This window comes from Mesorhizobium sp. M0047 (assembly GCF_040323315.1).
GTDB lineage: Bacteria > Pseudomonadota > Alphaproteobacteria > Rhizobiales > Rhizobiaceae > Mesorhizobium.
This window is the reverse complement of record NZ_JAMYUW010000039.1, coordinates 1-26,922: the sequence shown is the minus strand read 5'-3', so window position 1 is coordinate 26,922 and position 26,922 is coordinate 1. Positions and strand designations below refer to the sequence as shown.

Sequence of the window (26,922 nt, the reverse complement as noted above, 5' to 3'; positions counted from 1 at the left end):
TTTCCGCCGGCTTGGTTATCGAATGGTTTTGGGGTAAGAGGGGCCGGATCCCCGAACGGAACAGGAACCTCGGTCGCTTGGCGCTGAAAAGCGTGGCAGTATCGTGAGGTGATTCGCAGCACCGGACCCTATGGCAGGCATGGACGACAGCAACGATCTTTTCGGCAATATGGACAAGCAGCCGCCGCCGGTTCGCACACCGGCGCGCCCGGCGGATCCGCTGGTACAAGCAACGAAGCGTCCTGCCGCGATAAAGGACGGCAGCGAGGGCTATAGCGCCGCCGACATCGAGGTGCTGGAAGGGCTGGAGCCGGTGCGCCGCCGGCCAGGCATGTATATCGGCGGCACCGACGACAAGGCGATGCACCATCTGTTCGCCGAGGTCATCGACAATTCGATGGACGAAGCGGTTGCCGGCCATGCCACCTTCATCGATGTCGAACTCTCGGCCGACGGTTATCTCGCCGTCACCGACAATGGCCGTGGCATTCCGGTCGATCCGCATCCGAAATTCAAGAAGCCAGCGCTCGAAGTGATCATGACGACGCTGCATTCGGGCGGCAAGTTCGACTCGAAGGTCTACGAAACATCCGGCGGCCTGCATGGCGTCGGCGTTTCCGTGGTCAACGCGCTGTCGGACCATCTCGAGGTCGAAGTCGCGCGAGGCCGCCAACTCTATCGCCAGCGCTTCTCGCGCGGCGTCCCGGTAACCGGCCTCGAGCAGTTGGGCGAGGTCCACAATCGGCGCGGCACAAAAATCCGCTTCCACCCCGACGAGCAGATTTTCGGCAAGGGCGCGGCATTCGAGCCGGCGCGGCTCTACCGCATGACGCGCTCAAAGGCCTATCTGTTCGGCGGCGTCGAGATCCGCTGGACCTGCGACCCGTCGCTGATCAAGGAAAAGGACCAGACGCCGGCCAAGGCGGAGTTCCATTTTCCCGGCGGCCTGAAGGACTATCTCAAGGCATCGCTCGGCGACGATTTCCAGGTGACGCGCGAAATCTTTGCCGGCAAGAGCGAGAAGCAAGGCGGCCATGGCTCGCTCGAATGGGCGGTGACCTGGTTCGGCGGCGACGGCTTCATCAATTCCTACTGCAACACAATCCCGACCGGCGAAGGCGGCACGCACGAGGCCGGCTTCCGCAACGTGCTGACGCGGGGCCTGCGCGCTTATGCCGATCTCGTCGGCAACAAACGCGCATCCATCGTCACCTCAGAAGACGTCATGATCTCGGCGGCGGGCATGCTGTCGGTGTTCATCCGCGAGCCGGAATTCGTCGGCCAGACAAAGGACAGGCTGGCGACGATAGAGGCGATTCGGATTGTCGAGACCGCCATCCGCGATCCGTTCGATCATTGGCTGGCCGACAATCCGCAGGAAGCATCGAAGCTGCTCGAATGGGTAATCGCGCGCGCCGACGAACGGGTGCGCCGGCGCCAGGAAAAGGAAGTTTCGCGCAAGAGCGCGGTGCGCAAATTGCGGCTGCCCGGCAAGCTCGCCGACTGCACGCAGAATGCCGCGGCCGGTGCCGAACTCTTCATCGTCGAAGGTGACTCGGCGGGCGGCTCGGCCAAGCAGGCGCGCGACCGCGCCAGCCAAGCGGTGCTGCCACTGCGCGGCAAGATCCTCAACGTCGCCAGCGCCGGCAACGACAAGCTCGCCGGCAACCAGCAGATCTCGGACCTGATTCAGGCGCTCGGCTGCGGCACGCGGTCGAAATACCGCGATGAGGATTTGCGCTACGACCGCGTCATCATCATGACGGACGCCGACGTCGACGGCGCCCACATCGCCTCGTTGCTGATCACCTTTTTCTACCAGGAAATGCCGGCGCTGGTGCGTGGCGGCCACCTTTATCTGGCGGTGCCACCGCTTTACTCGATCAGGCAAGGCGGCAAGGTCGCCTATGCTCGGGACGACGCGCACAAGGACGAACTGCTGCGCACCGAATTCACCGGGCGCGGCAAGGTCGAGCTTGGCCGTTTCAAGGGTCTGGGCGAGATGATGGCCGCGCAGCTCAAGGAAACCACCATGGACCCGAGGAAGCGCACGCTGCTTCGGATCGATGTGATCGACGCCGAGACGGCGACCAAGGATGCCGTCGATGCGCTGATGGGCACCAAGCCGGAAGCGCGCTTCCGCTTCATCCAGGAACGCGCCGAATTCGCCGAGACGGAAGTGCTGGATATCTAGCCGCCAGCCGGTTTAGCCTGCGCTTCTCATACGGAGACCAGTGTGTGATCTGGGCGCGGCTGACGAGCTATTTCGAGGCAAGGTTTTCCGGGTTGGCGCAACCTACGCGCTCGGATTGGATTTTTGCCCTGCGCACCGTTTCGGCCGGCCTGATCGCGCTGCTGGCCGCCTATGCGTTGAAGCTCGACCACCCGCAATGGGCCATGATGACGGTGTTCATCGTCGCCCAGCCGGTTGCCGGCATGGTGCTGGCGAAGGGCTTCTACCGGTTGCTCGGCACGCTGGTCGGCGGCATGGCTGCGATAGGCATCACGACGGTGTTCGGCACCGGCCCCTGGGTATTGGTGACGGTGCTTGCCCTCTGGATAGGCATCTGCACCTTCGTCTCGTCGCTGCTGCGCAATCCCGAAGCCTACGGTGCCGCCCTTGCCGGCTACACCGCGATGATCATCGGCCTGCCCGCCTTCGGACAGCCGCACCTCGTCGTCGACCTCGCAGTCGCGCGCTGTGCCGAGATCGTGCTCGGCATCATCTGCGCCGGCCTGACCAGCCGGCTGATCCTGCCAAGACTGGCCAGCGACGCCATCGTCTCGCGGCTGAAACGCTGCATTCTCGATCTTGCGACTTACGCCGGCGGCGCATTCTCCGGCGGCGATCCGGCAACGCTGTCCGGCCTGCACCGAAAGCTGGTCGCCGACACCCAGACGCTCGGCGAGATGCGCGCCTATGCCAGGCTGGAAGCGCCGAGCTTTGCGCCGCGCTCCCATCCGGTCCGACGCACCATCGGACAGCTGCTCTCGGCCCTCTCGGCGGCACGCGCGCTGCATTCGCACGCTGCCCCTAAGAACGCCGCACTCATCCCGGTGCGATCGGAATTGCACGCCCTTGTCAGCGAACTGGCTGCGAAACCCGGCGCGCTGGACGACACCGCGCCCTGGATGACGCGACTTGACGCCATTTCAGCCAAGGCCCGGCAAATGCCCGATGCCCCGACCGATCAGGGCGACGACTGGGTCGGCACCATCACCCGCCTTACTATCGCCGCCGATTTCGCCGAGGCGTTCAAGCAGGTGCTGCGCGGCCTCGATGCCTTGCGCGCGCCCGCCACGCGCCCGGTCCGGGGCAGCAGGCAGCCCGCGCTGGTGGTGCATCGCGACTACTCCGGCGCATCGCGCAATGCCGTGCGCGCTGCCTTGGCCACCTTGCTGGTCGCCGCCTTCTGGCTGACGACGAAATGGTCGGAAGCGGCCGGCACGGTCATTCTCGTTGCCGTCGTATCCAGCCTGTTTGCGGCCCGTCCCGACCCTGTGCAGGTCGCCTGGGGGTTCTTCAAGGGAACGTTGCTCGCTTTGCCCTTTGCCTTTCTTGTCGGCCAGATCGCGTTGCCCGCCTTGCCCGGCTTCGGCTGGTTCATGCTGTTTGTCGTGCCGATCCTGGTGCCCACGGCGCTGGCGATGGCCAATCCACGCTATGTCGGCGTGGCGACGGCCTTCGCCATCAACTTCCTCGCCTTCCTCAGTCCGCATCAGGCGATGACCTACGATCCCGGCCCCTTCTTCGCCGGTTCGGCATCGATCCTGGTCGGCATTCTGCTGGCGATCGGCGTCTTCATCGTCGTGTTGCCCGCCGATCCGTGGCTCGCGGCCAACCGCATCGTGCGCGCCATGCGCGAGGATTTGGCGCGGCTTTGCCTGCATGAGCGTGTGCCGAGGCGCTCGGCCTTCGAGAGCCTCGCCTATGATCGCATCAACCAGTTGATGCCTCTGGTGCAGAATGCCGGCAGCAGGGGCGATGCTGTCTTAGGCGGCGGCGTCGCCGCCGTCACCGTCGGCTTGGAGATCCTCCGGCTGCGCGGAGCAAGCCAAAGCCATGCCATCCCATCGGAGACCGCAGTTTCGATCACCAACTTCCTGCGGGCGCTGGCGCGCGAACTGCTCTTTCGCGCCCTCGGCGATCCGCAGACGTCGACCGTCGCCGTCGCCCGCCAATATGCGGCAAACATCGCCCAGCGAAACGGCACCGGCGAATTGCTGCAGATAGCGGTATCGCTGCGCATCATCGCCGCGGCGATGGAGGATTTCCCGGATTTCTTCACGAGAAATAGAAGCTAGCGTGCTCAAGTGTATCGATATTCAGGTCAGGCCGGCATCACCTGAATATCGATACACTTTAGGCGGCGGCGATCGCCAGCGCATGACCCCGCGCGTTCTCGCGCAGCGCGTCGAGATGGATCGACTTGACCAGCGCGGCCAGATCGCCTTCCGCCGACTGTCCACCCACTTCCTTGAGCATCAGCCAGCTGACCTCCTGCACACCGGCGACGCGCTTGCCGTTGGCGACCTCGCGCCAGATCTTCAATGCGCGCAGGATGATGGCGTGTGTGGCGGCGGCGAGGCCGGCGCTGCGGAACAACGCCTGCAAGGCGACATCGTGCCCGCCCGCAAGCAGCGCCCTCACCCTTTGTTCGGACTGCTGGCTGAGTGCGACCAGCGCCGAGCCGAAGAAATCGACCTTGCCATGCGCGATGGTGCGGATGAGGAAGCTGGCGGTGAGATCGCCGCGCAGCCTGAGATGCTCGATTAGTGCGGCATGTTCTTCCTGGCGCGTGCCCTCGATCAGAGTTACCGAAGCCTTGACGCAGGCATCGCGCATGACGCGGTCGGCGCGCGCCGCGCCCATCATTGCCATGACCAACGGCGACGTTTTCAGCATCTCGCCGAGCTTGACGAGCAGCATATGCCGACAGTCGGCAGGCAGCCGGGCATCCGAGATCAGCGCCTCACGAACCAGAGGCAGATGGCCGTAGCGTTCAGCCATGCGGCGGAAGCTGAGCGAGGCGATGTCCGCACCGCTGTTGGCCAGCAACACGGCGCAAGCTTCGGCCTCGCCGATCTCGGCGATGGCCGCCGACAGCGCCATCGAGACCACCGGCCGGTCGGCGATCAGTTTCTGCGTCGCCTTCGGACTTGAGGCCACGCGGTTGATCAGATCGGCGTCGGTAAGCAACGGCGAACGCGCCAGCACCATGCCGGCGACTTCCGGCTGGTCGGAGGCCAGCACACTGATGATCTGCAATGGCGCGTGGTGGCTCATCGACAGTGCCTCGGCCATCGCCAGACGCACCTTCGACGAAGCATCGTCGAGCAACAGCGTCAGCGCCGCCTCCGCGGCGCAACGGTCCTCGAACGGCAGATCGGAATTGACGTAGGCTCGGGCAAGTGCGCTTGCCGCGGCGGCGCGCTCTGTCACCCTGGCCGTGCAAATCCATCTCAAAAAATGCGAAACAACCATGCCGCCTGCTTACGCCCCTTGCCAGAACGCTCCTGGCCCCGTGGAGACGGTAGGCAGAAATGGTTTACGAACGGTTCACCATGTTCATTAACTGGCTTGCGAGCGCTGGGTGCAGCGCATATCAACCGTCAGCTAGTGGAGGCGAGAGAAAATGGCCGGGCTTTATCTCCAGGAGTTCGTTGTCGGCCACGTCTTCCAGCACACGCTGCGCAAGACCGTCACCGAAAGCGACAACATGCTGTTTTCGGTCATGACGCTGAACCCGCAGCCGCTGCACATCGACTTCGATTTTGCTGCCAAGAGCGAGTGGGGCAAGCCGCTGGTCAACTCGCTGTTCACGCTCGGCCTGATGATCGGCATTTCGGTCAACGACATCACAGTCGGCACAACGGTCGCCAATCTCGGCATGAAGGAAACCGTGTTTCCGCATCCGGTCTTCCATGGCGACACCATCCGGGTCGAGACAACAGTCATCTCGGTGCGCGAGTCCAGGTCGAAACCCGATCGCGGCATCGTCGAATTCGAGCATCGCGCCTACAACCAACACGGCGATCTCGTCGCCAAATGCACGCGGCAAGCGATGATGCTGAAGAAGGCGACCTGAAACATGCGTTCGCTGCTATTTGTCCCCAGCGATTCCCAGAAGAAGCTGGAAAAGGGTTTGGGAGCCGGTGCCGACGTGGTCATCGTCGACCTTGAGGATTCCGTGGCGCCGCACAACAAGGCGCTGGCGCGCGAAGTGGCGGCGCGTTTCATCGTCGAACGCTGGGCGCAAACCAGCTCGGTCATCTATGTCAGGGTCAACGATCTGTCGACCGGGCTGACCGATGACGACCTGGCGGCATTGGTGCCGGCAAGACCCGACGGCATCATGCTGCCCAAGTCGAACAGCGGCCAGGATGTGCAGCATCTCTCGGCAAAGCTCAGGGTGCACGAGGCCGAAAACGGCCTGGCCGATGGCGCGATCAAGATCCTGCCGATCATCACCGAAACGCCGGCAGGCGTGCTGGCGGCCGCGACCTATGCCGAAACCAGCGCGCGGCTTGCCGGTCTCACCTGGGGAGCGGAAGATCTGTCGGCGGCGATTGGTGCACGTGCGGTCCGCGACGAGCATGGCCGCTACACCGACGTTTTCCGCCACGCTCGTGTCATGACCATACTCGCCGCTGCCGCGGCGGAGGTTGCGGCGATCGACACCGTCTTCCCGAATTTTCGCGACATGGCCGCCTTCAAAGCGGAATGCACTGAAGCCGAGCGCGACGGCTTCACCGGCAAGATGGCGATCCACCCCGATCAGGTGCCGGTCATCAACGCCGCCTTCACGCCGTCGGTCGAGGCGGTGAGGCAATCGACGGCAATCGTCGCGGCGTTCCAGGCGGCGGGAAATCCCGGCGTCGTCGGCATCGACGGCAAGATGTACGACCGCCCGCATCTGCGGCTGGCCGAGCGGCTTCTGGCGCGTGCCAGGGCGGCCGGCGTTTCCGCTTAGAGCGATTTTCAGGAAAAGTGTGAAACGGTCTTTCCGAGTTGCGTCAAAACAGGGCATTCGACCGGTTTGGCGTTTTCGTGAAACGATGTGGATCGCCCTGCTCTCAGTCCCGCGCCAGCACGATGATCCGGTCCTCCGGCAGATAGGCCAACGCCTCGGACTTTAGCGGGTTGACGGTGACGCCGCCCAGCGCCCGCTGGTCGGCTTCTCCGGCGCGAATGCGCCGGTAACCCAAGGCGATCTCGCCGCGCAACCGCGCCGATTCCGCGATCGTCCAGAAGGTCACCGGCTGGTCGACGGCGACATAGTCGGCGACGGGACGCATGTAGATTTCGGAGCCCTTCTCGTCGAGCAGGTCGTCGAAGATCGCGGCAAGGTGCTGGTTCTCGGACGCCTGCGCCAGCATCAGGCTGACCAGCCTGTTGCTGACGACGAAATCATCGGCCTTGGTGACTGCCGCAAGATCTCGGTTGCGCACGTCGATCATCTCGCTGACGATGCTGATGTGCATACCGGCGTCAACCGCGATCTTGCGCAGATGCAGCAGCGTTACCAGCGTGCGCGTATCGGCGGGCTGCGCTGCCATGGTCTCGCTATAGCCGAGGACGAGCACATGGTCGTAGGAAGGCACGTCCAGGCTTGCCAGAGCGGAGCTGCTCGACGTGTCCGTGACGCGACAGTAGACCGACAGATTGTCACTGGCGACCGGCAGGCCGGCAACCTCCTGCTCGAGGTCGGGCGTATCGGCCGCTATGGTCAGGATCGAACCAGGCGCGACGTAGCGCGACAGTTCGTAGGTTATGATCGGGCCGCGCCGGTTCCAGCCTAGGACAAGCGTGCGCTCCGGCTTCGTCTCGACGGGCCGCGGCTCGAGGATCGCCGCCGCGTCGATCTTGATGCCAGCGCTCCCCAGCTTTATCGCCGCATCGTCCTCGGCGACGATGATGGCGCGCATGTCCTTGCCGATCACCAGGTCCGACGGCGGGTTGAGATTGACGCGTCCCTCTTGGTCACAAAGCCCGATCAGCGCGCAGTGTTCATACGCCATCACCGCCTCGCCGAAGGTCTTGCCGGTGAGGTCCGGCTGCTCGGTCGTATAGATTTCGCAGCCGTCGAAATCGAGCAGCTCCGAATAGACGCCGCTGAGGCCCGACTGCCGGCTTGAATGCACGACGATGCGCGAGATCAACTGGTCGGCCAGCACGAGCTGCACCTCGGCTCCGCCGACGACGCGCGCGACCTCGGCGTTCTTGCCATCGCGGATCTCGGCGGCGATGTTGTAGGGGCCGGTGCGCCGGTTCGGGTCGTTGACCAGCGCCAGCACCGTCTTGATGACCTGTGAATCCGGATCGTCGCCGTCCGGCGACAGCACGATGACAGACCGCGAGGTCTGCGGATTGACGATGGCAAGGTCGTAGAGATCGGTCGGGTCGCCGCTGCGGCAGATGATGCGCGTATTGCCCAGCTTGCCGACCTTGGCCGCGATCTCGTCCTCCATCTCGACCTTGTCCATATTGGCCATGACCACAATGCGCGGACGTCGGCGGCTGGCATTGGCAATGACGAGTTCGGAGATGACGTCGAAGATCGACGGCGACCAGTTGAGGATGACCGTGTGATCCGTCTCCAGCACCCGCGAACGGCCCTTGCGCAATTCATCGAGCTTGCTGTCGACGCCGGCGCTCAGCACGCCGATGAGCGCCGAAACGACGAAGATGCCGGCAAGCGTGACGAACAGCATGACGAGACGAAAGGCCCAGCCAGTGTCGCCGCCCATCGTGCCCGAATCGAGCGTGCGCATCAGCGATTCCCAGAACGCTTCGACAAAGTTCAGCGGCTCGCCGCCTTCGGGCGCGATGCGGGTCACCGCAAGGAAACTCGCGGCGACGACGATGATCAGCAGCGAAACGACGGCAAGCCAGCCGATCAGCGCGATCGGGCCGGCGGCCATGCTCTTGTCAAACCCGTAGCGCAGCCGGATTCCCAGCGAGTCTCGTTTCTTCATTTAGCCGATGCCCCGCAATATCCCCAAGGTCGATGCGCCGACTCCAGCGCATCGCCGAAGCCGCTCTCTTAGCCTGTGTTCAAATAAAGGGGAATCGCTTTCGCGTGCCCACGGCCAGGGAACCCGCCGACGCGGCGGACGGCGGTTCGACCCAAGGATTAGTCCTTGTCCCAGCGCGGCCGGCGCATCGAAAACACCTCGTCGACGCTGGCATACTCCATATAGCCGAGGCGAGCGACGTTGCCTGCCTTGGTGATGTCGAACAGACCGTCTGTCAGGAAGGCGTCATCGATGTATACGCCGACCACTTCGCCGGCGACAACGACAGCGCTTGTCGGCGATCCGTCCAGCGCCTTTGGCCGAAAGACCTCCGTCACCCGGCATTCGAGTGCTGCCGGCGCTGCCGCCACACGTGGTGGCGCGACCAGGCGCGACGGCGCCATCGCAAGATCGGCATAGATGAACTCATTGACGCCGCGCGGTGCATTGACCGATGTTCGGTTCATCTTGTCGGCAAGATCGCGGCTGACCAGATTGGCGACAAACTCACCGGTTTCCTGCGCGAAGGAGGCGCTGTCCTTCTCGCCCTCTGAGGAGAACCAGACGATGAAGGGCCGCGTCGAAACGGCATTGAAGAAGGAGTACGGCGCGAGATTGACCTCGCCGGCTCCGTTCAGCGTCGAAATCCAGCCGATCGGGCGCGGCGCGACGATTGCCTTCGAAGGGTCGTGCGGCAGGCCGTGGCCCTTTGAAGGTTCGTAGAACATTCAGCCCGCCCACGGCCCCGAATAGTCACCGTAAAGCTTTGCCGGATCTGGCCGCGGCCGCTCCGGCGCCGGGCCCGCATAAGAGCCGATATGAATGAAACCGACGACGCGCTCCAGCGGTGCCAGCCCGAGCAGCGCCCTACCCTCCGGCACATCCGAATACCAGTTGCTGATCATATTGGTGCCATAACCCAGCGCGTTGGCTGCAATCATCAGGTTCATCGCCGCCATACCGCCCGACAGGAACATTTCCCATTGCGGGATTTTTGGGTTCTCCCTTGGGATCGATATCACGCCTATCACCAGCGGCGCGCGCGAGAACCGCGCCAGTTCCTGGTTGCGGCGGCCTTCCGGCAATGGACCCTCCCGCTGCTCGGCAAGTGCTGCCAGTTGTCTGCCGATCTCGATACGAGCATCGCCACGATAGAGGATAAAGCGCCAAGGCTCCAATCGGCCATGATCGGGCACTCGCGAGGCGGCGGCGATCATCGTCGCGATCTCCACATCGCTCGGCGCCGGCTCCTTCAAATCAGGGATCGGTGCGGAGTTTCGGCTCAGCAGAAAGTCGATGATCGGCGACGCCATGGGCGCAAGTCTCCTGAACAGTCTGTCTTGAGCTGAAGCGCACCATCGGGAATTCGGGCGGCTCGGGCATTGGCGCGGAATATACGCCGGATGGAAGAGTCGTATCGATCGGACTCTTAAGCCTTGAAATTGCCACCGCCATGGGCTTCAACGCAAGGCATGTTTGAGGGGACTATCCGTCTTTTCCTGGTCTGGCTCAGCGCCCTGCTGTTCATGGCGCCGGTTTCGTTCGCCATGGCGCAGAACGTCGATGGCGTAAGCGACCTGAAGCTTCCCGGAATCTCAAGCTATGCGACGCCGAAAGGCGAGAGGTCGCTGGCGCTGAGCGGTGGCGGCGCCATCACGCTTTCCGCGCAGTTGACCGACAAGGGTTCCGACATCACCCGCGGCATCGTCTGGCGGGTCTTCAAGCCCGAAGCCATCAACGGAAAATTGCCGATGGTCGCCTCGGCGCATGGCGGCACCGCCGTCTTCCAGCTCGAACCCGGCAGCTATCTGGTTCATGCCTCCTACGGTCGGGCCGGCGCCACCAAGCGCATCACCGTCGGCAAGGACGCCAAGCGCGAAAGCCTCGTGCTCGATGCTGGCGGGCTCAAGCTGGACGCCGTGCTGTCCGGCGGCGTGCGCATTCCGCCGAAGAAGCTGCGCTTTTCGATCTACGAGGGCACGGCAGAGGCCAATGGCGACCGCGCGCTGATCATTCCCGATGTCGAGCCCAACAGTGTCGTACGGCTCAACGCCGGCATCTACCATGTCGTCTCGACCTATGGCGCGGTCAATGCGGTCATCCGCTCCGACATCCGCGTCGAGGCCGGCAAGCTGACCGAAGCTACCGTCGAGCACCACGCCGCCGAGATCACGATGAAGTTGGTGCGCGAGACCGGTGGCGAGGCGATCGCCGACACGTCATGGTCGCTGCTCAACGAATCCGGCGATCCGATCAAGGAAACCGTCGGCGCCTTCGCCTCGATGGTCCTGGCCGAGGGCGACTACACCATCATCGCCAAGAACCGCGACCGCATCTATCAGAAAGATTTCACGGTCGTGGCCGGGCAGAACCAGGAGATCGAGGTTCTGGCCACCGAAGCGGCGGCGATGGATCCCGAAGAAGGTGCGGACTGACCTTCAACTGACTTCAAGCAGCCAGCTTGGTCCGCGCCGGCAAGAACGGTATCCGCCGGCGCGGCAAGGTCGGCGCCAGGTCGAACACGCCGCGATAAAGCCGGTGAAGCAATGCCTTGCGGTCGCGTAATGGCTCCAGTTCGCTCCAACTCAGCACCTCGCCGACACGCACGTCGATAGCCTTGCCGGACAGCCGCGCGAATTCGTGGATGAGCAGGGACGTACGCAATGTCAGCGACGCCTTGCCGACGAACTTCGCCAGGCGGCCGTCACGCTCGGCCATGTTCATCGGCCCGCTGACCAGATGGAAAAGCCTGCCATTCTGCTCGGAAAAATGCATCGGGATGACCGATGCCTTTGCCTCCTGAATGAGGCGCGCCGGAAACATCTTCCACGGCAAGTCGCGCGCCTGGCCAAAACCTTTTGGCGCGGTGGCGACGCCACCGGCGGGAAACACCACGATGGTGACGCCTTCCTTGAGCAGCCGCACCGCCTCGTGGCGCACGGCCATGTTGTTCTTGAGCGCGTCCTTGGTCTCGGAAAAGTCGATCGGCAGCGAGTAAGGCTCCATCTCGCGGATCTTGAGCAGATCCTTGTGGATCATCACCCGGAACGGGCGTCCGAGCTGCTCGGCCAATGACAGCACGGCAATGCCGTCACCGATGCCGAACGGATGATTGGCGACGATCACCAGCGGCGTATCCGGCAATCGTGCGGGTGGCCATTGGTCTGATGTCCGCACGCGTACATCGATCAGGTCGCGCATGCGACCGAACACGCGCTCGCCTGTCGGCACGACCTGACGGCGCCAGAAATCATAAAGCGCGGTGTAGCGGTCACGGCCCGACAGGCCTTCGACCGAATGGATGAACCAGCGCGCCAGCGCCGGCTGGCGCGGATTGGCATAGGAAAGCTCGGGAAAGGGTCGTTCGCGCAATTTCAGCTTGAGCATATGGGCTCGTTACAAGGTCGGCGTGACAAGGATATGAAATGGCGGTGGATCGCTCCACCGCCATTTGGCCGGAACTATGCCGATCAGGCCGCGCGTTTGCGCTTGCGGTCGGGCGTAACAACCTCTTCGGTCAGTTTCGCGATCGCCTGGTCAAGGCCAAGCGATTCCTGGTCGCGTGAGCCCAACCGGCGCATATTGACCGTCTGCTCCTCCGCCTCGCGCTTACCGCAGACGAGGATGACGGGAACCTTGGCCAGGCTGTGCTCGCGGACCTTGTAGTTGATCTTTTCGTTGCGCAGATCCGCTTCCGCCAGCAGCCCTGCGGCCTTCAGCTTTGCCACCACTTCGGTCGCATAGCCGTCGGCATCCGACGTGATCGTCGCCACCACTACCTGCAGCGGCGCGAACCACAGCGGGAAATGGCCGGAATAGTTCTCGATCAGGATGCCGAGGAAGCGCTCCATCGAGCCACAGATGGCGCGGTGCACCATCACCGGCTGCTTCTTCTCCGAATCCGAGCCGATATAGAAGGCGCCGAACCGTTCCGGCAGGTTGAAATCGACCTGCGTCGTGCCGCACTGCCATTCGCGGCCGATGGCGTCCTTCAGCACATACTCGAATTTCGGCCCGTAGAAGGCGCCCTCACCCGGATTGATCGAGGTCTTGATACGATTGCCGGACCGCGTCCTGATGGTTTCCAGCACGCTGCCCATGATCGCTTCGGCGTGGTCCCACGCTTCGTCGGTGCCGACACGCTTGTCCGGCCGTGTCGACAGCTTGACGCTGATCTCGTCAAAACCAAAGTCGGCATAGGTCGACAGAATTAGGTCGTTGATGCGCAGGCACTCCGACGCCAGCTGCTCCTCGGTGCAGAAGATATGCGCATCGTCCTGCGTGAAGCCGCGCACGCGCATGAGCCCATGCAGCGCGCCAGATGGCTCATAGCGATGCACATTGCCGAATTCTGCAAGCTTTACGGGCAGATCGCGATAAGACTTCAACCCATGCTTGAAAATCTGCACATGGCCCGGACAGTTCATCGGCTTCAGCGCGAAGACCCGATCGTCATCGGTATCGTCGCCGGCGACCGTCACCTTGAACATGGCGTCGCGATACCAGCCCCAGTGGCCTGACGTCTCCCACAGGCTCTTGTCGAGTACCTGCGGCGCGTTGACTTCCTGGTAGCCCTGCTCGTCGAGGCGGCGGCGCATGTAGTTGACCAGGTTCTGGAACATCTTCCAGCCCTTGGCGTGCCAGAAGACGACGCCCGGGCCCTCTTCCTGGAAATGGAACAGGTCCATCTCGCGGCCGAGCTTCCGATGGTCGCGCTTCTCTGCCTCGTCGAGCATCATCTGATAGGCTTCGAGCTGCGCCTGGTCGGCCCAGGCCGTGCCATAGATGCGGGTCAGCATCGGGTTGTTCGAGTCACCGCGCCAATACGCACCAGCCACCTTCATCAATTTGAAGGAACTGCCGATCTGCCCGGTCGAAGCCATGTGCGGGCCGCGGCAGAGGTCGAACCAGTCGCCTTGCGCATAGATCTTGAGATCCTGATCCTCGGGAATGGCGTCGATCAGCTCCAGCTTGTACTGCTCGCCCTTGTCGGCAAACACTTTCTTCGCCTTGTCGCGCGACCAGACTTCCTTGGTGAACGGCTTGTTGCGCGCAATGATCTCGCGCATCTTCTTCTCGATCACCGGGAAATCATCCGGCGTGAACGGCTCGTTGCGAGCAAAGTCGTAATAGAAGCCGTTCTCGATCACCGGCCCGATGGTCACCTGCGTTCCCGGCCACAATTCCTGCACGGCTTCCGCAAGCACATGCGCCGCGTCATGGCGAATCAGTTCCAGCGCGCGCGGATCGTCGCGGGTGACGATCTCGACCTTGCCGGACTTGCCGAGCGGATCGCTGAGGTCGCGCACGGTGCCATCGATGGCGTAAGCGACGGCCTTCTTGGCCAGCGATTTCGATATCGATTCGGCCAAGCCAGCACCGGTCATCGCCGCGTCGTATTCGCGGACGGAGCCATCGGGAAATGTCAGGGAAACGGAATTCAGCATCATGTATCTCCTATCCAGTCCCGCAAACGAGCGCGGGTGGTCGTGGGTCAAGCCGGACGCGTCCGGCGGCGGCTGTCTTTTATGGACAGATTCCGCCGCCGTAAAGCCCGGCTCATGTCAGGCGTTCATTTGATGAGCAGCGGCAGGTCCTTCAGGAACGCGACCCGGGTCTTGAGGCCCTTGGGCATGTCGGTGCGGTTGGTATCGACGACCAGCCGCGCAAAGACGATCTGGCGGCCGTCCTTGTTCGCCCAGCCGACGAACCAGCCTAGCGAGCGCTTATCCCTGACCTTGTCGGCATCGTTAGCCAGCGTGGTGCTGCCGGTCTTGCCTCGCACCGTCCAGCCTCCTGCCTGGAAGGTCGGGATGATGGCTGATGTCATGTCGTACGCTTTGGCCGAGACCGGCAGCTTGCGGGCCAGAAACCTGCGCAGGAAATCGACCTGCTCGACCGGCGTGATCTTCAGGGAGGAACTCACCCAGGATTGGGTCAGGCCATCATTCTTGCCGGGATTGCCGGAAACATCGGCATTGCCGTAGTCGAATTTCGAGACATAGCCGGCAAAGCTTTGCGGCCCAAGCCGGCGGGTGATTTCACGCGAATACCAGAGGATCGAATCCCTTTCCCAGATCATCGGATCGACGGTCTTCTGGTCCCGCTTCAAGGCCTTGAACTCCGGCTTGTAATCCCAGCTCGGTGTGTGCTCGTCGCCCAAGATTCCACTGTCATAACCGATCAGCGACACCGGCACCTTGAACGTCGAGGCCGGGCTGAACCGCTGATCGCACACGCCATTCTGGTAGAGCGTCTTGCCGCTCGCCGCATCGGCGATCAGCGTGCATTGCACGTCCATCAGCGGCGCCGATTGCGCGCGCATCGGAAATCCCAGCAGCCAGGCGAGCAGAAACAGGCCGCCGGCAAAGATGAAGGGAAGACGGTCTATGTTACGCATTTGATGCTCGCTCCAGAGGGGGTTCGCGAGCGGCTTAGCGAGGTCTCTTGTCTCGATTTTGTCTCAAATGCGCAGTCTCTGTGCAGCCTGGCGTTAACCCTACCGGATCGTAAACTCGCAATACGGCCGAGATTTCGCTGGCGCCGTCACCCCTGCTCTTCGCCCGGCTTGCTGCCGATCCGCCAGTAGCGCCAGGGCGTGAACCAGACATAGCGCTTAGCCAGGGTTTCCGGCACGCGGTCGATGCCATGCGTGCCGAATGGGCCGCAACGCAGCACCCGAAAAAAGCCCATCCAGCCGCCGGCCCACAAGCCATGGCGGGCGATCGCCTCGTGCGCGTATTCGGAACAGGTCGGCAAATGCCGGCAGGAATTGCCGACAAAGCCGGACAGTGTCAGTTGGTAAATGCGCACGAGCGTCGTGCCTAGGACACGGCCGGGCGTCTTGCGCCACGGGCCGGGCCAGTTGCGCCCACGCCTTGGCGGTCCGGCGCTATGCGCATGTCCATGCTGGTCGCCCACTGCGGTCTCCGTATCGCGCTCCCACGCGATAGATGTGGGCTTCGTCAGGAGAACGCAATCCCACTCCTTGTGCGCCTCCCGCCGTCACGGACGGTGTGTGGCGCCATAAGCGACCGACAGCGCGGCCTGGTGCTTGAGGCAGGTGGTGGCGTTGAGCAGCCGGGGCAACCTCGTCGCGGCTCAGGACCACCGGCAGCTTGCGCGGATGCGCCAGGGGTGGTTCGGCGGCAGCGGCAGAGCATCACGGGCAGTTCACCGGGAAAGCGACGCTGGCCCTTGCGCCAGCCGGCCTCGTGGCTGACGGTGACGATGCGCTCCTCGATGCGGCCATGGACCTTGTCGAGATCGACGGCGCTGTCGAGGCAATCGGCGGGAGCGTCGTCGAAATAGTGCTCGATCTCGGCTCTGAGTGTGGGTTGGTTGGCCTTGACGGCCAACAGATAGTCGCCCCCCTTGATCGCGGATGGCTTGGGCGATCGTGGCATTGGTGGCGATGGCGTCGATCGAGACCAGCGCGCCTTTCAAGCCCTCATTTGCTCCCAGCCGCTGCAAGAGCACGGGAATGGCCGTCGTTTCGCTGCTCTTGTCGGGGACCGCTTCCCTCCTGCGGTTCCAAACTGGGGTGCGAGGTGTAACGCCGCACTCGGTAACAGCGCGGGGGATATGAACCAGCTGGGAGGCCCTTCATCGTCGTTGGCACGGTCTGGCCGCGCGGACCCCACCCGATGAAGGCGTTGAAATATCTCGTCGTGGTGCTGTGGGACGCATTCGTGGTCGCGCCACTCCTGTGGGCGCCGCCTCAGGGACGCAAGAAAACGTCATCCTATCTTTGGGTGGCATGCATCGGATTCGCACCGGCCTCAAGATATTGCGTGATTTTCCTCAAGGGCATCGGCCTGCCAAACAAATATCCCTGTTGGACGAAACAGCCGCAGCTGGTCAGCCGGAGCGCCTGGCTTTCGGTTTCAATGCCTTCTGCGATGATATGCAGGTCCAGGGCCTGTGCGAGTTGAACGATCGCTTTGACCACCGCTTCGGCCTGCCCGTCGGAGCTGATGTCCCTGGCAAACGAGCGATCGATCTTGATAACGTCCAACGGCAATCGCCTGATGTATGAAAGGCTTGAATAGCCCGCTCCGAAATCGTCGAGGGCAATTCGGATGCCGAGCGCGCGAAAGTGTGAAAGCCGCTCCTCAGCCTGTTCGAAATCAATGAGCAGCCGGCTTTCCGTGATTTCAAGCTGAAGCGCCGAGGGCGGAAAGCGATGACGAGCCAACGTCGCGGCGATCTGCTCGACCACCGAGGGCGAACGCAAGTGGCGCGTCGATAGATTGATCGACACATAGTTGAGACGACCTTCGCGGATGAGCGGATACATCTCCTGGCAGCAGCGGTCGATCATCGCCAGGCCGAGTTCGATGATCAACGAACTTTCCTCGGCCAGCGGGATGAACAGCCCGGGAAGAATGAGCCCGCGCTCGGCATGCTGCCATCGTGCAAGCGCCTCCACCCCGACGATCCTGTTGCTCTGGGTGGAGATAATCGGCTGATACCAGGGCTCGATCTCTCGCGCCGCCACGGCGCTGCGCAATTCTGCTTCCAATCCCTGGAGGTGCTCAAGCTCTGCCGCCATCGTTTCGTCAAATTCCGTCCATGTCGAGCGCCCCGCCGACTTGGAGCGGTACAGAGCTATATCGGCGAAGCGCTGCAGCGTTGGCGAATCCGTGGCATTGCCGGGGAAGCTTGCAAAACCGACCGAGCAACTGACGATCAACTGCAGGCGGCCACAAGCGATAGGCCTGCTCATGGCCTCCATGACCTTCGCCGCGATCTCGCGGGCACGTTCGCTGTGAATTGGCGTCACGCAGATAACACCGAACTCATCACCACCCAGCCGGCCTGCCACCTCCTGCTCCTTGCAAATTGCCCGCAACCGGTCGGCAACCGCCAGCAGCACCGCGTCTCCTACGGCATGGCCGTAATTGTCGTTGATTTCCTTGAACCGGTCGAGATCTACAAACAGAAGTTGTACCCAGCCACCTTGAACATGGGCCGCATTGATGGCCGCGTCCAGATCGCGAGCGAAACTGCCCCGATTGGCGAGCGTGGTCAGAGGATCGCGCTCCGCAAGGAACAGGGCCTGCTGACGGGAGACCTCCAACTCGTGAGTGCGATCGAGGACGCGCATTTCGAGATCGTTGGCCAGCACAGTCAGGTGGCTGTTGGCGTTGTAGAGCTCAAGCGACTTCGCCTCGAGCAGCCATTCGGCCGCTTCACGTGCTCGCCGTTCGCGTTGGAGACGCCGTTCGAGACGCGCAACGCGATCCTCGGAATGGCTGGCTTCCGAGAGCATTTAAGCTATCGCACCTGTCTTCTGGATCGAAAAACGAACGAATTTCTCGCCGCCGTTTTCGTGGGAGCTTCGCTCTATTCGCACAGTCTCAGCGTAGATCTGAGCCGCTCCAAGAATGAGGCCGGAGGCAAGCGCCTCGAAGGGACGGCTGCTGCGATAATCAAGGTTCATTGCCCCATGACCGACGCGCTCGGCCCGAAATTCCGGCAGCTCGGCATCGGGGTAGAGCTTACGCACCTCCACGTGGATATGCCTATCGATACTTTCGAGGAAATCAAAGAGGGTGGCTGCCGTCTTGAAGAAGTCGGGGAACGAAGCCTTGAAACGCCCGATCAAATGCTGGCCGAATAAACCCAGCAACTCGTCTGGCGGCGTGTGGCTTTGCGCGGCCAATGTGGTGACGAGAGATTGCATCTCCTTGTGGTCATAAGTTCCCACCGCGGTGTAGGCGCCACCGCTCGGCAGATCGGAAGCCTCTATGAGGTCATCCACCGCATCAGCCCCATAGGTCTGTTCCACGAAGCCCAGCAGTTCGGTGAATACCATACCCTTCATGTTGCCCTCACTCGCCTATTGGACCGGCCCCAGTTCTGAGCCTAAACCGCAGCATAGAATGTATAGTTAAGGGTATAATTAAGAATGAAAAAAATCGGTCACATAAGTTGCCTCTCCGTACGCCGTCGACGTTGCAGGCAATGCTGGCGGCCCACTCCCTCGACAAGGAGGCGCGCCCTAGAGGAGCGGCCAGAATACCGGCAAACTCCGCGACGGCGTGGATATTGGATCGCTGGCGCCGTCGACAGACGCGGATCCGTCGGTTGGCGCAGTCTGTTCGGCGGCGCCGGTGGCACATCCGCCTGGCCGGTAGCATCGCGGTGCTGCGCGCGCGTCATTTGGAAACCTTGAAACCGGGCCGCTACCGGTTTGGTATCCGGGCCAACGAACTCTCCTTGGCGGTAACGGGGACGACCGGCCGCGTGACTTTCTCCGAGGTCTCAGGCTCCGAGACCTTCCTCTATTTCGATGCGCCTTTCGGGTCGGCGGTGATCCAAGTCGAGGGTGTGCACAGCGTAACTCTCGGTGACGACATTGCAGTCGCGATCAACCCCGATCGCTTCTAATGCTTCGCCGCCGACAGCGACGGCGTCCTGATGGCCGCGCCGGAGCCGTCCATGGGAGGGCAATCCTGATGGCCCGTCTACCTCGATGGCCTCGACCACCGCTATGGCGCTGCCCCCTATGCACTTGAGAAGTCGGACATTCTGTTCGAGGACGGCAAGACTACGCGTTGCTCGGTCCGTCCGGCTGTGGCAAGGCCACGATGCTGAACATCATGTCGGGATTGCTGTTCCCGTCGGACGGACGTGTCGTGCTTGGCGACCGGGATGTCACGCGCGTCAGGACGGCTGACCGTAACATCGCGCAGGTGTTCTAGTTCCCGGTGATCTACCCATCGAAAACTGTGTTCGGAAACCTGGCCTTTCCACTTGAAACGCCACCTGGTTTGCTTGGCATGACGCCAAAAGAATATCGCTAAGTGAAGCCTGCCTTCCGACTTTCCGATAGTGGCGCCAAACTACGCCGCGACACGGATGCTAGCGGTCTCGGCCGCAAGGCTGGACCTGTTGAGAAGGCGCCCGCGAAGCGGAAGGCGAAGGCTTAACGCCCCTCCACATGACGGGGCGTCAAGACTCAGATACCGCTTGGCGAAGCGGGCGGCGATGATTCAACAGCCCGCAGTTGTCTTTTTCATCTGGATAAGGGCGGCGCCCTTCGCGTCGACTGTCGCCTGACCAGCCGCCGAGGACTGTGCGCTGCCGGTCTGCTGGCCGGGGGCACAATCTTTTACCGTATTCGGTTTCGATGTGCCGCCCGTTATGGTGGGGTCAAGCTTCATTCCGCCGGCCGCACCATAATTCGTTCCTCGTCGGTTATCGGCCCTGAGGCCGCTTCTTCGGCGCGCTTCCTCTCGATCTGGCCGATCGCATCGACCACGGCGTCGAAAGTCAGCATGGTCGAGGCATGCCGCGCCTTGTAGTCGCGCACCGGCTCCAGATATTTCAGATCCGCGAAGCGGCCGTCAGGCGGCGCGCCATTTTCCTTCAGCATCTTCAGCATGGCCTCACGCACCGCACGCAGTTCTTCGGCGTTCGCGCCGACGACATGCTGCGCCATGATCGAGGACGATGCCTGGCCGAGCGCGCAGGCCTTCACGTCATGTGCGAAATCCGTGACCACGCCGTCTTGCATCTTGAGGTCGACGGTGACGGTCGAGCCGCACAGCTTGGAATGCGCCTTGGCGGTCGCGTCGGGATGTTCCAGGCGACCGATGCGGGCGATGTTTCCGGCAAAACCGAGAATTTTCGCATTATAGACGTCGTTTATCATTATTTTCCAATCCGTCGCCGCCAAGCGAACAGCGATTGCCGCTGCCGTGTCTTCCTTTCGCTCGTCATGACCTTATATAATGCTGGCAGTCCGGTATCGACAAGACAACGAAAGTCAGTGTCCTAGCCGGAAAGTTCACGCCACTTGCGGGGCTGGAAACGGGGCGAGTTTCCGACACCGAAAGGTCGTGGTCCGTTCAACTCGTTCCTCCGCCGAGAGGGACTACGGGAGACGCCTTTATGGATGCCGTTATTAAGAAACTCATGCCCCAGTCGGCCTATATGGAGAAGCCGGTTACCGACCGGCCGAGCGAAGCCGAAGTCGAGGCCGCCGTGCGCACGCTTTTGCGTTGGACCGGCGACAATCCGGACCGCGAAGGGCTGGTCGACACGCCAAAGCGGGTGGCCAAGGCCTTTCGCGAAATGTTCGGTGGCTACGACATGTGCCCGGCCGAGGAACTCGGCCGCACCTTCGAAGAGGTCGCCGGTTACGACGACCTGGTCATCGTCAAGGACATAACATTCCATTCGCATTGCGAGCACCACATGGTGCCGATCATCGGCAAAGCGCATGTCGGCTATCTGCCGGACGGCAAGGTCGTCGGCCTGTCCAAGATCGCACGCGTGGTCGATATCTTCGCCCATCGCCTGCAGACGCAGGAGGCCCTAACGGCCCAGATCGCCGGCGTCATCCAGGATGTGCTCAATCCGCGCGGCGTCGCCGTGATGATCGAGGCAGAGCACATGTGCATGGCTATGCGCGGCATCCGCAAGCAAGGTTCGACCACCCTGACCTCGACCTTCACTGGTGTCTTCAAGGACACGCCCGAGGAGCAGGTTCGTTTCGTCACCATGGTGCGCGGCGGCGGGGTCTAAATGGCCCTCGCCGGCCACCAAGAACAAGGACCGGCGATGTCGGCACTGGAATTTCCGAAAGCTCCGTCAGACAAGAAGGCGTTGGAGGAAGGCGCGGTGTTTTCACCGCGCTTCGACGCAGCCGGCCTGGTCACCGTCGTCGTCACCGATGCCGCAGACGGCATGCTGTTGATGGTGGCTCACATGAATGCGCAGGCGCTGGCACTGACGCTGGAGAGCGGCATCGCTCACTACTGGTCGCGCTCGCGCAATGCGCTGTGGAAAAAGGGCGAAACATCAGGCAATTTCCAGCAGGTTGTCGACGTGCTCACGGATTGTGACCAGGACGCCATATGGTTGCGCGTCAAAGTGTTGGGCCACGACGCAACTTGTCACACCGGCCGGCGTTCATGCTTTTATCGGACGGTGAGGCTTGTCGATGGCAAGGGGACGCTTGCCGACGACGGCAACAAGCCGCTGTTCGATGCGGAAAACACATATCGGAAACCACCAGTTTGAACCTTCTGCCTGACACCAGCGACACAAATTCATGATTTCGATACGGCCCGCCTGTATATTAGCCCCGGGACAAGGGAGATCTTGATGCTCGAGTGGGCGTCATTGCGTAACAGACCAGATGTCAGGGAGGCCAACGGCCTGTCCTCCTCCGGCGGCGCATCGGAAACAGCAAGTCAAACCGGCATTTCGCTCGCCTTGGGCGGTGGTTGCGCCCGCGGCTGGGCGCATATCGGCGTGCTGCGTGCGCTTGACGAAGCCGGCATCGAAGTCTCGATGATCGCCGGCACCTCGATTGGCGCGCTGGTCGGCGGTTGCTATCTCGCCGGCAAACTGGACGAACTCGAAGAATTCGCCCGCAGCCTGACCAAGCGACGTATCTTCGGCCTGCTCGATCTCAACCTGCGCGGCAGCGGCCTTTTCGGTGGCATGAAGCTCGACGCCCGGCTGCGCGAGCACATGGCCGGCATTCGTTTCGAGGACCTGGCCAGGCCATTCGTCGCCGTCACATCCGAAATCCGCACGGGGCATGAAATCTGGCTTTCAAGTGGCTCGCTGATCACCGCCATGCGCGCCTCGTATGCGCTGCCCGGCGTGTTCGAGCCCGTGAATTGCAACGGCCGCGTGCTAGTCGATGGCGCGCTGGTCAACCCGGTTCCGGTTTCGGTCTGCCGCGCCTATGAGCAGCCGCTCGTCGTGGCGGTCAACCTTCACTACGATCTGTTCGGTCGCGCCGCCGTCATCAAGCATAGTGCCGGCGAATTGGTCGTAGAAAAGGACGCGCCCAAGCCCGGCCAGGTCGACACCGAGCGCCAGTCGCACCAGACGCGGCTCGGCATCACCGGCGTCATGGTCGAGGCTTTCAACATCATCCAGGACCGGATTTCGCGCGCCAGGCTTGCCGGCGATCCGCCAGACATGTCGCTGCAGCCGAAGCTCAGCCATATCGGCCTGACCGAATTCCATCGCGCCGACGAGGCGATCAGCCTCGGCTATCAGGCGACGATGGCGCAGATCGGCGAACTGACCCGGCTGCAAACGGTTCTCGCCTGATCGACGTCATGCCCGCGCCGCATCGGTGATGCGAAATTGCACAGTGCGGTTGCCGTTCCAGTAATTGCCCGACAACGAACCGGCGACGTGGATTGTCTTGCCGCGGTTCTTGAACAGGAATTCGCCTAGTGCGGTATCGACGGCGCGAAAGGCGATCGCCTGGATGCGGCCGCCGCTTTCCGACTGTAGCTCGACGCGAATGTGGTTGGTGCCTACCGGCCGCGCATCGGCCAGTCGGTGACGCGGCAGCACGAAAACGGGTGCCACATGCCCGGCACCGAAGGGTCCGGCCTTTTCCAGTGCGTCGAGAAGGCCGAGCGTCGCGCCTTCGGCGGCAAGCGCACCGTCGATCGCCAGGCTTTCCTCGCCCTGCAGGCGGAACACGTCGGCGGCCGCCCGCTCTTCGAAAAACGCCCTGAGTTCGCCGAGCTTCGCCCGCTCCACTGTGATACCCGCCGCCATGCCGTGGCCGCCGCCCTTGACGATCAGCCCGGCATCGGCCGCCTCGCGCACCAGCCGGCCGAGGTCGAAGCCCGACACCGAGCGGCCCGAGCCGGTGCCGGTGCCATTGGCGTTGAAGGCAATGGCGAAGGCAGGCCGCCGCGCATGATCCTTCAGCCGTGAAGCAAGCAGACCGACAATGCCAGGATGCCAGGTGTTGCTGGCGGTGACGACGATGGCAGGGCCATTGCCGCCGGCAAGCTCGGCATCGGCCTCGACACGTGCCGCCGCGAGCATCTCCTGCTCCATCAGCTGCCGTTCCTGGTTGAGCCGGTCGAGCGTCTCGGCAATACTGCGCGCCTCGACCGGGTCGTCGGTCGCAAGCAGGCGGCTGCCGAGCGCGGCATCGCCGATGCGTCCGCCGGCATTGATGCGCGGACCGATCAGATAGGCCAGATGGAAGGTGCTGACCGGCTCGCCGATACGCGAGACCCGTGCGAGCGCAGCAAGCCCTTCGTTCTTCTGCTGGCGCGCCATCTGCAGTCCCTTGACCACGAAGGCGCGGTTGACGCCGGTCAGCGGTACCACGTCGCAGACGGTGGCAAGGGCGACGAGATCGAGCAGCGAAAGCAGGTCGGGCGGCGTGGCATCGGCCATCCGGCCACGCAGGATCCTGGCCGTCTGCACAAGGGCGAGGAAGACCACGCCGGCGGCACAGAGATGGCCCTGCCCGGAAAGGTCGTCGTCCCGGTTGGGATTGACGACGGCAATTGCCGCCGGCAAGGCACCACCGACCTGGTGATGGTCGAGCACCACGACATCGGCGCCAGCCTCGTTGGCGGCATCGATGGAAACGGCGCTGTTGGTGCCGCAATCGACCGTGACGATCAGTGTCGCGCCACGCGAGACCAATTCACGCATGGCGTCTGGATTGGGACCATAGCCCTCGAAAATGCGATCCGGAATGTAGATTTCCGAAGGCACCGAGAAATGCGCAAGGAACCGCTTCAGCAAGGCCGACGAAGCGGCGCCGTCGACATCATAGTCGCCGAAGATCGCCACCTTTTCCCTGGCCATCACCGCAGCGGCGATGCGGGCCGCCGCCCTGTCCATGTCGGTCAGCGATGCCGGATCCGGCAGAAGATCGCGGATCGTCGGGTCGAGAAACCGCTCGGTCTGCTCGGCGGTGACACTGCGCCCGGCAAGCACCCGTGCGACGATGTCGGGCACGCCATGGCCTTGCGCGATGGCAAGCGCGATCATGTCCTGGCGTTCGGTCAGCCGGTGTTCCCAGGAAACCCCGGATACCGACTGCCTGACATCGAGGAAGAGGCGTTTTTCGCCGGTCATACGTTTTGCCAACTCATGGTTGGCCGCACGATAATGCATGTCGCCCAAAAGTATGCAGCGGTTTTGGGACAACGACATGCATAAACAACAACCTAATGCGCGTCGCGTGAACGCGACGCGCATTAGGCCAAAGACAGGCAAGGCCAAGTGGTGCGCGGTGATGCGCCGTCCCGGGAGATTTCAAGAAAACTACGCTTTCCGCTTTTCAGCCTGGCGCCCGCAGCCATTCGTCGGCCGCATCGCCCATCGTCTTTTCCGCACCGTCCTTGAGCCAGGCCATGAAAGGCCGGTCGAACCTGAACGCATCGCCGCATTCCCGGATGAGAAAGCGGCGCACGTTCTGGGTACTGCGATAGGACTTCGTGATGGCGGTGGCGCGCGAAATCGGATCCGCGTGCCAGTCGAACGGGTTCATCGTCAAATCCTTGCAGCCGGCATCGGATGCGCCCAACTGGCTAACAATTGCAAGGTGGCTGCGTAAGCGGGCGTCAGAACTTGTCCAGATCCTGATGGCGGGCCTTGATCTCGCGCACCGTCCGCGACGACGAGCGCAGCACGACCGTGTGGGTGGTGATATAGTTGCGGCCAAACTTGACGCCTGCCAGCATGTTGCCGTCGGTGACGCCGGTGGCCGCGAACAACACGTCGCCGCGCGCCATCTCTTCGGCTCGATAGACCCGCTTCGGATTGGAAATACCCATCTTTGCCGCGCGTGCGACCTTTTCCGGCGTGTCGAGGATCAGCCGGCCCTGCATCTGGCCACCGGTGCAACGCAGCGCGGCCGCGGCCAGCACGCCCTCGGGTGCGCCGCCAGTGCCGAGATAGATGTCGATGCCGGTTTCCTCGGGATCGGTGGTGTGGATTACGCCGGCGACATCGCCGTCGCCGATCAGCCGGATCGCAGCACCCGTGGCGCGCACGTCATCGATCAGCTTGGCATGACGCGGCCGGTCGAGGATACAGGCAGTGATGTCCGACACGGCGACGCCCTTGGCCCGGGCGAGATTGGCGATGTTTTCGGCCGGCGAGGCATCGATGTCGATGATGCCGTCGGCGTAGCCCGGACCGATAGCGATCTTTTCCATGTAGACGTCGGGCGCGAACAGCAGGCTACCCTTCTCGGCGATTGCGATAACGGCGAGCGCATTGGGCAGGTTCTTGGCGCAGATCGTCGTGCCTTCCAGCGGATCGAGCGCGATATCGACGGCCGGACCTTTCCCGGTGCCGACCTCCTCGCCGATATAGAGCATCGGCGCCTCATCCCGTTCGCCCTCGCCGATCACCACCGTGCCCTTGATGGCAAGCCGGTTGAGCTCCTGGCGCATGGCATCCACGGCGACCTGGTCAGCCGCCAATTCGTCGCCGCGCCCGCGTAGCTTGGCGGCGGCGACTGCTGCCCGTTCGGTGACGCGCACCAGTTCCATGGTGAGTATCCGATCGAGACCGGCGACGATGTTCTGGGCCACATTCATCTGGTGATTTCCTCGTTGGCAATGCAGCCTCCCGCCGGAGGCGGGCCTGTTTTGTCAAACGAGCATGACAACGGCAAGACCTGCCAATAGTTTTGTCGAAAAGATAGTAACATCAATCGATTAAACTGCAACCTGCGAGGAAATCCGCCCGGTTGCTGTGGACCGCACCGGCCTTCAAAAGGTGACAATCGCGCATTCTCGGCCTAAAACACCGCGAGATATTTGAGCAGCGAAATGATGCCGATGATGGTGACGATGATCCGGACGATCTGCCGCGTCCTGCCATCCAATGGCAAGCGCTGGACAAGGTAGAGAACCAGGATGATCACCAGAAAGGTGATCAGGATGCCGATCAAGGCAGATGAAGCCATGGTACCCTCCTCCAAAAGAGACGTGCTGAAACAGGGAAGTAAGCTGGAAAAGCCGGCCCTGGGGGGGCCCCGGCGCAGAAAACACCCCGCCCGGGAGTTGATTAAGCGAACAAAAGAGACCACCCAGCCAAAAAACACCACACCCCACCAAAACCCCCCCGCCCCGCGCGGGAGACGGAGTTTTA

General features: G+C 62.6%; 25 protein-coding genes and 1 pseudogene. 10 read left to right on the top strand and 16 right to left on the bottom strand.

Annotation, left to right across the window (positions count from 1 at the left end):
- Positions 1-139 precede the first annotated feature (139 nt).
- On the top strand, positions 140-2,194 hold the full coding sequence (gene parE / locus NKJ89_RS27820; RefSeq protein WP_352607227.1) for a DNA topoisomerase IV subunit B: 2,055 nt from the start codon (positions 140-142) through the stop codon (positions 2,192-2,194).
- Between the two features lie 44 nt (positions 2,195-2,238).
- Positions 2,239-4,305 carry an FUSC family protein gene (locus NKJ89_RS27815; protein ID WP_352607225.1) on the top strand — a complete coding sequence of 689 codons (2,067 nt, stop codon included), beginning with the start codon at positions 2,239-2,241 and terminating at the stop codon, positions 4,303-4,305.
- A gap of 58 nt (positions 4,306-4,363) precedes the next feature.
- Here NKJ89_RS27815 and NKJ89_RS27810 read toward each other — a convergent pair whose 3' ends face one another.
- Positions 4,364-5,485 (bottom strand): DUF2336 domain-containing protein, encoded by a 1,122-nt coding sequence (locus NKJ89_RS27810; RefSeq protein ID WP_352607223.1) that lies wholly within the window; start codon positions 5,483-5,485, stop codon positions 4,364-4,366.
- A 151-nt stretch (positions 5,486-5,636) separates the two neighbouring features.
- On the opposite strand from NKJ89_RS27810, the gene NKJ89_RS27805 reads away from it, so the two are divergent.
- Together NKJ89_RS27805 and NKJ89_RS27800 are read left to right on the top strand one after the other, a co-directional pair.
- The gene (locus tag NKJ89_RS27805; protein WP_023757548.1) at positions 5,637-6,089 is read left to right on the top strand and encodes a MaoC family dehydratase; all 453 of its coding nucleotides are present in this window, start codon (positions 5,637-5,639) and stop codon (positions 6,087-6,089) included.
- A 3-nt stretch (positions 6,090-6,092) separates the two neighbouring features.
- Complete coding sequence (locus NKJ89_RS27800) at positions 6,093-6,974, top strand: HpcH/HpaI aldolase/citrate lyase family protein (protein ID WP_352607221.1); 882 nt, start codon at positions 6,093-6,095, stop codon at positions 6,972-6,974.
- A 103-nt stretch (positions 6,975-7,077) separates the two neighbouring features.
- On the opposite strand, the gene NKJ89_RS27795 is transcribed toward NKJ89_RS27800, so the two are convergent.
- The 3 genes from NKJ89_RS27795 to NKJ89_RS27785 all read right to left on the bottom strand — a co-directional run bounded on the left by NKJ89_RS27795 (position 7,078) and on the right by NKJ89_RS27785 (position 10,331).
- Positions 7,078-8,979 carry a CASTOR/POLLUX-related putative ion channel gene (locus NKJ89_RS27795; RefSeq protein WP_352607219.1) on the bottom strand — a complete coding sequence of 634 codons (1,902 nt, stop codon included), beginning with the start codon at positions 8,977-8,979 and terminating at the stop codon, positions 7,078-7,080.
- A 158-nt stretch (positions 8,980-9,137) separates the two neighbouring features.
- Positions 9,138-9,746 carry a flavin reductase family protein gene (locus NKJ89_RS27790; protein WP_023757551.1) on the bottom strand — a complete coding sequence of 203 codons (609 nt, stop codon included), beginning with the start codon at positions 9,744-9,746 and terminating at the stop codon, positions 9,138-9,140.
- On the bottom strand, positions 9,747-10,331 hold the full coding sequence (locus NKJ89_RS27785; protein ID WP_023757552.1) for a nitroreductase family protein: 585 nt from the start codon (positions 10,329-10,331) through the stop codon (positions 9,747-9,749).
- A gap of 159 nt (positions 10,332-10,490) precedes the next feature.
- Here NKJ89_RS27785 and NKJ89_RS27780 point away from each other — a divergent pair, with 159 nt between their 5' ends.
- Positions 10,491-11,453, top strand: coding sequence for an RgsD C-terminal domain-containing protein (locus NKJ89_RS27780; protein ID WP_023757553.1), 963 nt, complete (start codon positions 10,491-10,493; stop codon positions 11,451-11,453).
- Between the two features lie 13 nt (positions 11,454-11,466).
- On the opposite strand, the gene NKJ89_RS27775 is transcribed toward NKJ89_RS27780, so the two are convergent.
- The 7 genes and pseudogenes from NKJ89_RS27775 to NKJ89_RS27745 all read right to left on the bottom strand — a co-directional run bounded on the left by NKJ89_RS27775 (position 11,467) and on the right by NKJ89_RS27745 (position 18,847).
- Positions 11,467-12,405 carry a lysophospholipid acyltransferase family protein gene (locus tag NKJ89_RS27775; protein ID WP_352607217.1) on the bottom strand — a complete coding sequence of 313 codons (939 nt, stop codon included), beginning with the start codon at positions 12,403-12,405 and terminating at the stop codon, positions 11,467-11,469.
- Positions 12,406-12,488: 83 nt separating this feature from the next.
- The gene (thrS, locus tag NKJ89_RS27770; RefSeq protein WP_352607215.1) at positions 12,489-14,465 is read right to left on the bottom strand and encodes a threonine--tRNA ligase; all 1,977 of its coding nucleotides are present in this window, start codon (positions 14,463-14,465) and stop codon (positions 12,489-12,491) included.
- A 125-nt stretch (positions 14,466-14,590) separates the two neighbouring features.
- Positions 14,591-15,418: a class D beta-lactamase gene (blaOXA, locus tag NKJ89_RS27765; RefSeq protein ID WP_352607213.1), complete on the bottom strand. Its 828-nt coding sequence runs from the start codon at positions 15,416-15,418 to the stop codon at positions 14,591-14,593.
- Between the two features lie 146 nt (positions 15,419-15,564).
- Positions 15,565-15,939, bottom strand: a complete 375-nt coding sequence (gene yidD, locus NKJ89_RS27760; protein WP_023757557.1) for a membrane protein insertion efficiency factor YidD — start codon at positions 15,937-15,939, stop codon at positions 15,565-15,567.
- A 248-nt stretch (positions 15,940-16,187) separates the two neighbouring features.
- Positions 16,188-16,542: pseudogene (locus tag NKJ89_RS27755) on the bottom strand (ISAs1 family transposase); the annotation flags it as partial.
- A gap of 220 nt (positions 16,543-16,762) precedes the next feature.
- Positions 16,763-18,127 carry a putative bifunctional diguanylate cyclase/phosphodiesterase gene (locus NKJ89_RS27750; protein WP_352607211.1) on the bottom strand — a complete coding sequence of 455 codons (1,365 nt, stop codon included), beginning with the start codon at positions 18,125-18,127 and terminating at the stop codon, positions 16,763-16,765.
- A gap of 165 nt (positions 18,128-18,292) precedes the next feature.
- Positions 18,293-18,847 carry a heme NO-binding domain-containing protein gene (locus NKJ89_RS27745; protein WP_352607209.1) on the bottom strand — a complete coding sequence of 185 codons (555 nt, stop codon included), beginning with the start codon at positions 18,845-18,847 and terminating at the stop codon, positions 18,293-18,295.
- A gap of 263 nt (positions 18,848-19,110) precedes the next feature.
- On the opposite strand from NKJ89_RS27745, the gene NKJ89_RS27740 reads away from it, so the two are divergent.
- On the top strand, positions 19,111-19,413 hold the full coding sequence (locus tag NKJ89_RS27740) for a hypothetical protein (RefSeq protein WP_023757561.1): 303 nt from the start codon (positions 19,111-19,113) through the stop codon (positions 19,411-19,413).
- A 200-nt stretch (positions 19,414-19,613) separates the two neighbouring features.
- The gene (locus NKJ89_RS27735) at positions 19,614-19,727 is read left to right on the top strand and encodes a hypothetical protein (protein WP_198032176.1); all 114 of its coding nucleotides are present in this window, start codon (positions 19,614-19,616) and stop codon (positions 19,725-19,727) included.
- Between the two features lie 458 nt (positions 19,728-20,185).
- Here NKJ89_RS27735 and NKJ89_RS27730 read toward each other — a convergent pair whose 3' ends face one another.
- On the bottom strand, positions 20,186-20,680 hold the full coding sequence (locus tag NKJ89_RS27730; RefSeq protein WP_023757563.1) for an iron-sulfur cluster assembly scaffold protein: 495 nt from the start codon (positions 20,678-20,680) through the stop codon (positions 20,186-20,188).
- Between the two features lie 239 nt (positions 20,681-20,919).
- Here NKJ89_RS27730 and folE point away from each other — a divergent pair, with 239 nt between their 5' ends.
- The 3 genes from folE to NKJ89_RS27715 all read left to right on the top strand — a co-directional run bounded on the left by folE (position 20,920) and on the right by NKJ89_RS27715 (position 23,103).
- On the top strand, positions 20,920-21,555 hold the full coding sequence (gene folE / locus NKJ89_RS27725; RefSeq protein ID WP_352607207.1) for a GTP cyclohydrolase I FolE: 636 nt from the start codon (positions 20,920-20,922) through the stop codon (positions 21,553-21,555).
- 36 nt (positions 21,556-21,591) lie between these two features.
- On the top strand, positions 21,592-22,053 hold the full coding sequence (gene hisI / locus NKJ89_RS27720; protein ID WP_352607205.1) for a phosphoribosyl-AMP cyclohydrolase: 462 nt from the start codon (positions 21,592-21,594) through the stop codon (positions 22,051-22,053).
- Positions 22,054-22,137: 84 nt separating this feature from the next.
- A complete protein-coding gene (locus NKJ89_RS27715) occupies positions 22,138-23,103 on the top strand; it encodes a patatin family protein (RefSeq protein ID WP_023757566.1) in 966 nt (321 codons plus the stop codon).
- Positions 23,104-23,109: 6 nt separating this feature from the next.
- Here the strand turns inward: NKJ89_RS27715 and recJ are convergent, their stop codons facing one another.
- The 4 genes from recJ to NKJ89_RS27695 form a co-directional block, all read right to left on the bottom strand.
- Entirely contained in the window at positions 23,110-24,894 is a 1,785-nt protein-coding gene (recJ, locus tag NKJ89_RS27710; protein WP_352607203.1) for a single-stranded-DNA-specific exonuclease RecJ, read from the bottom strand.
- 205 nt (positions 24,895-25,099) lie between these two features.
- Positions 25,100-25,309: a DUF6434 domain-containing protein gene (locus tag NKJ89_RS27705; protein WP_352607201.1), complete on the bottom strand. Its 210-nt coding sequence runs from the start codon at positions 25,307-25,309 to the stop codon at positions 25,100-25,102.
- A gap of 73 nt (positions 25,310-25,382) precedes the next feature.
- Positions 25,383-26,366, bottom strand: a complete 984-nt coding sequence (glpX, locus tag NKJ89_RS27700) for a class II fructose-bisphosphatase (protein ID WP_352607199.1) — start codon at positions 26,364-26,366, stop codon at positions 25,383-25,385.
- A 203-nt stretch (positions 26,367-26,569) separates the two neighbouring features.
- Positions 26,570-26,737 carry a Thivi_2564 family membrane protein gene (locus NKJ89_RS27695; protein WP_352607197.1) on the bottom strand — a complete coding sequence of 56 codons (168 nt, stop codon included), beginning with the start codon at positions 26,735-26,737 and terminating at the stop codon, positions 26,570-26,572.
- Between the last annotated feature and the right edge of the window lie 185 nt (positions 26,738-26,922).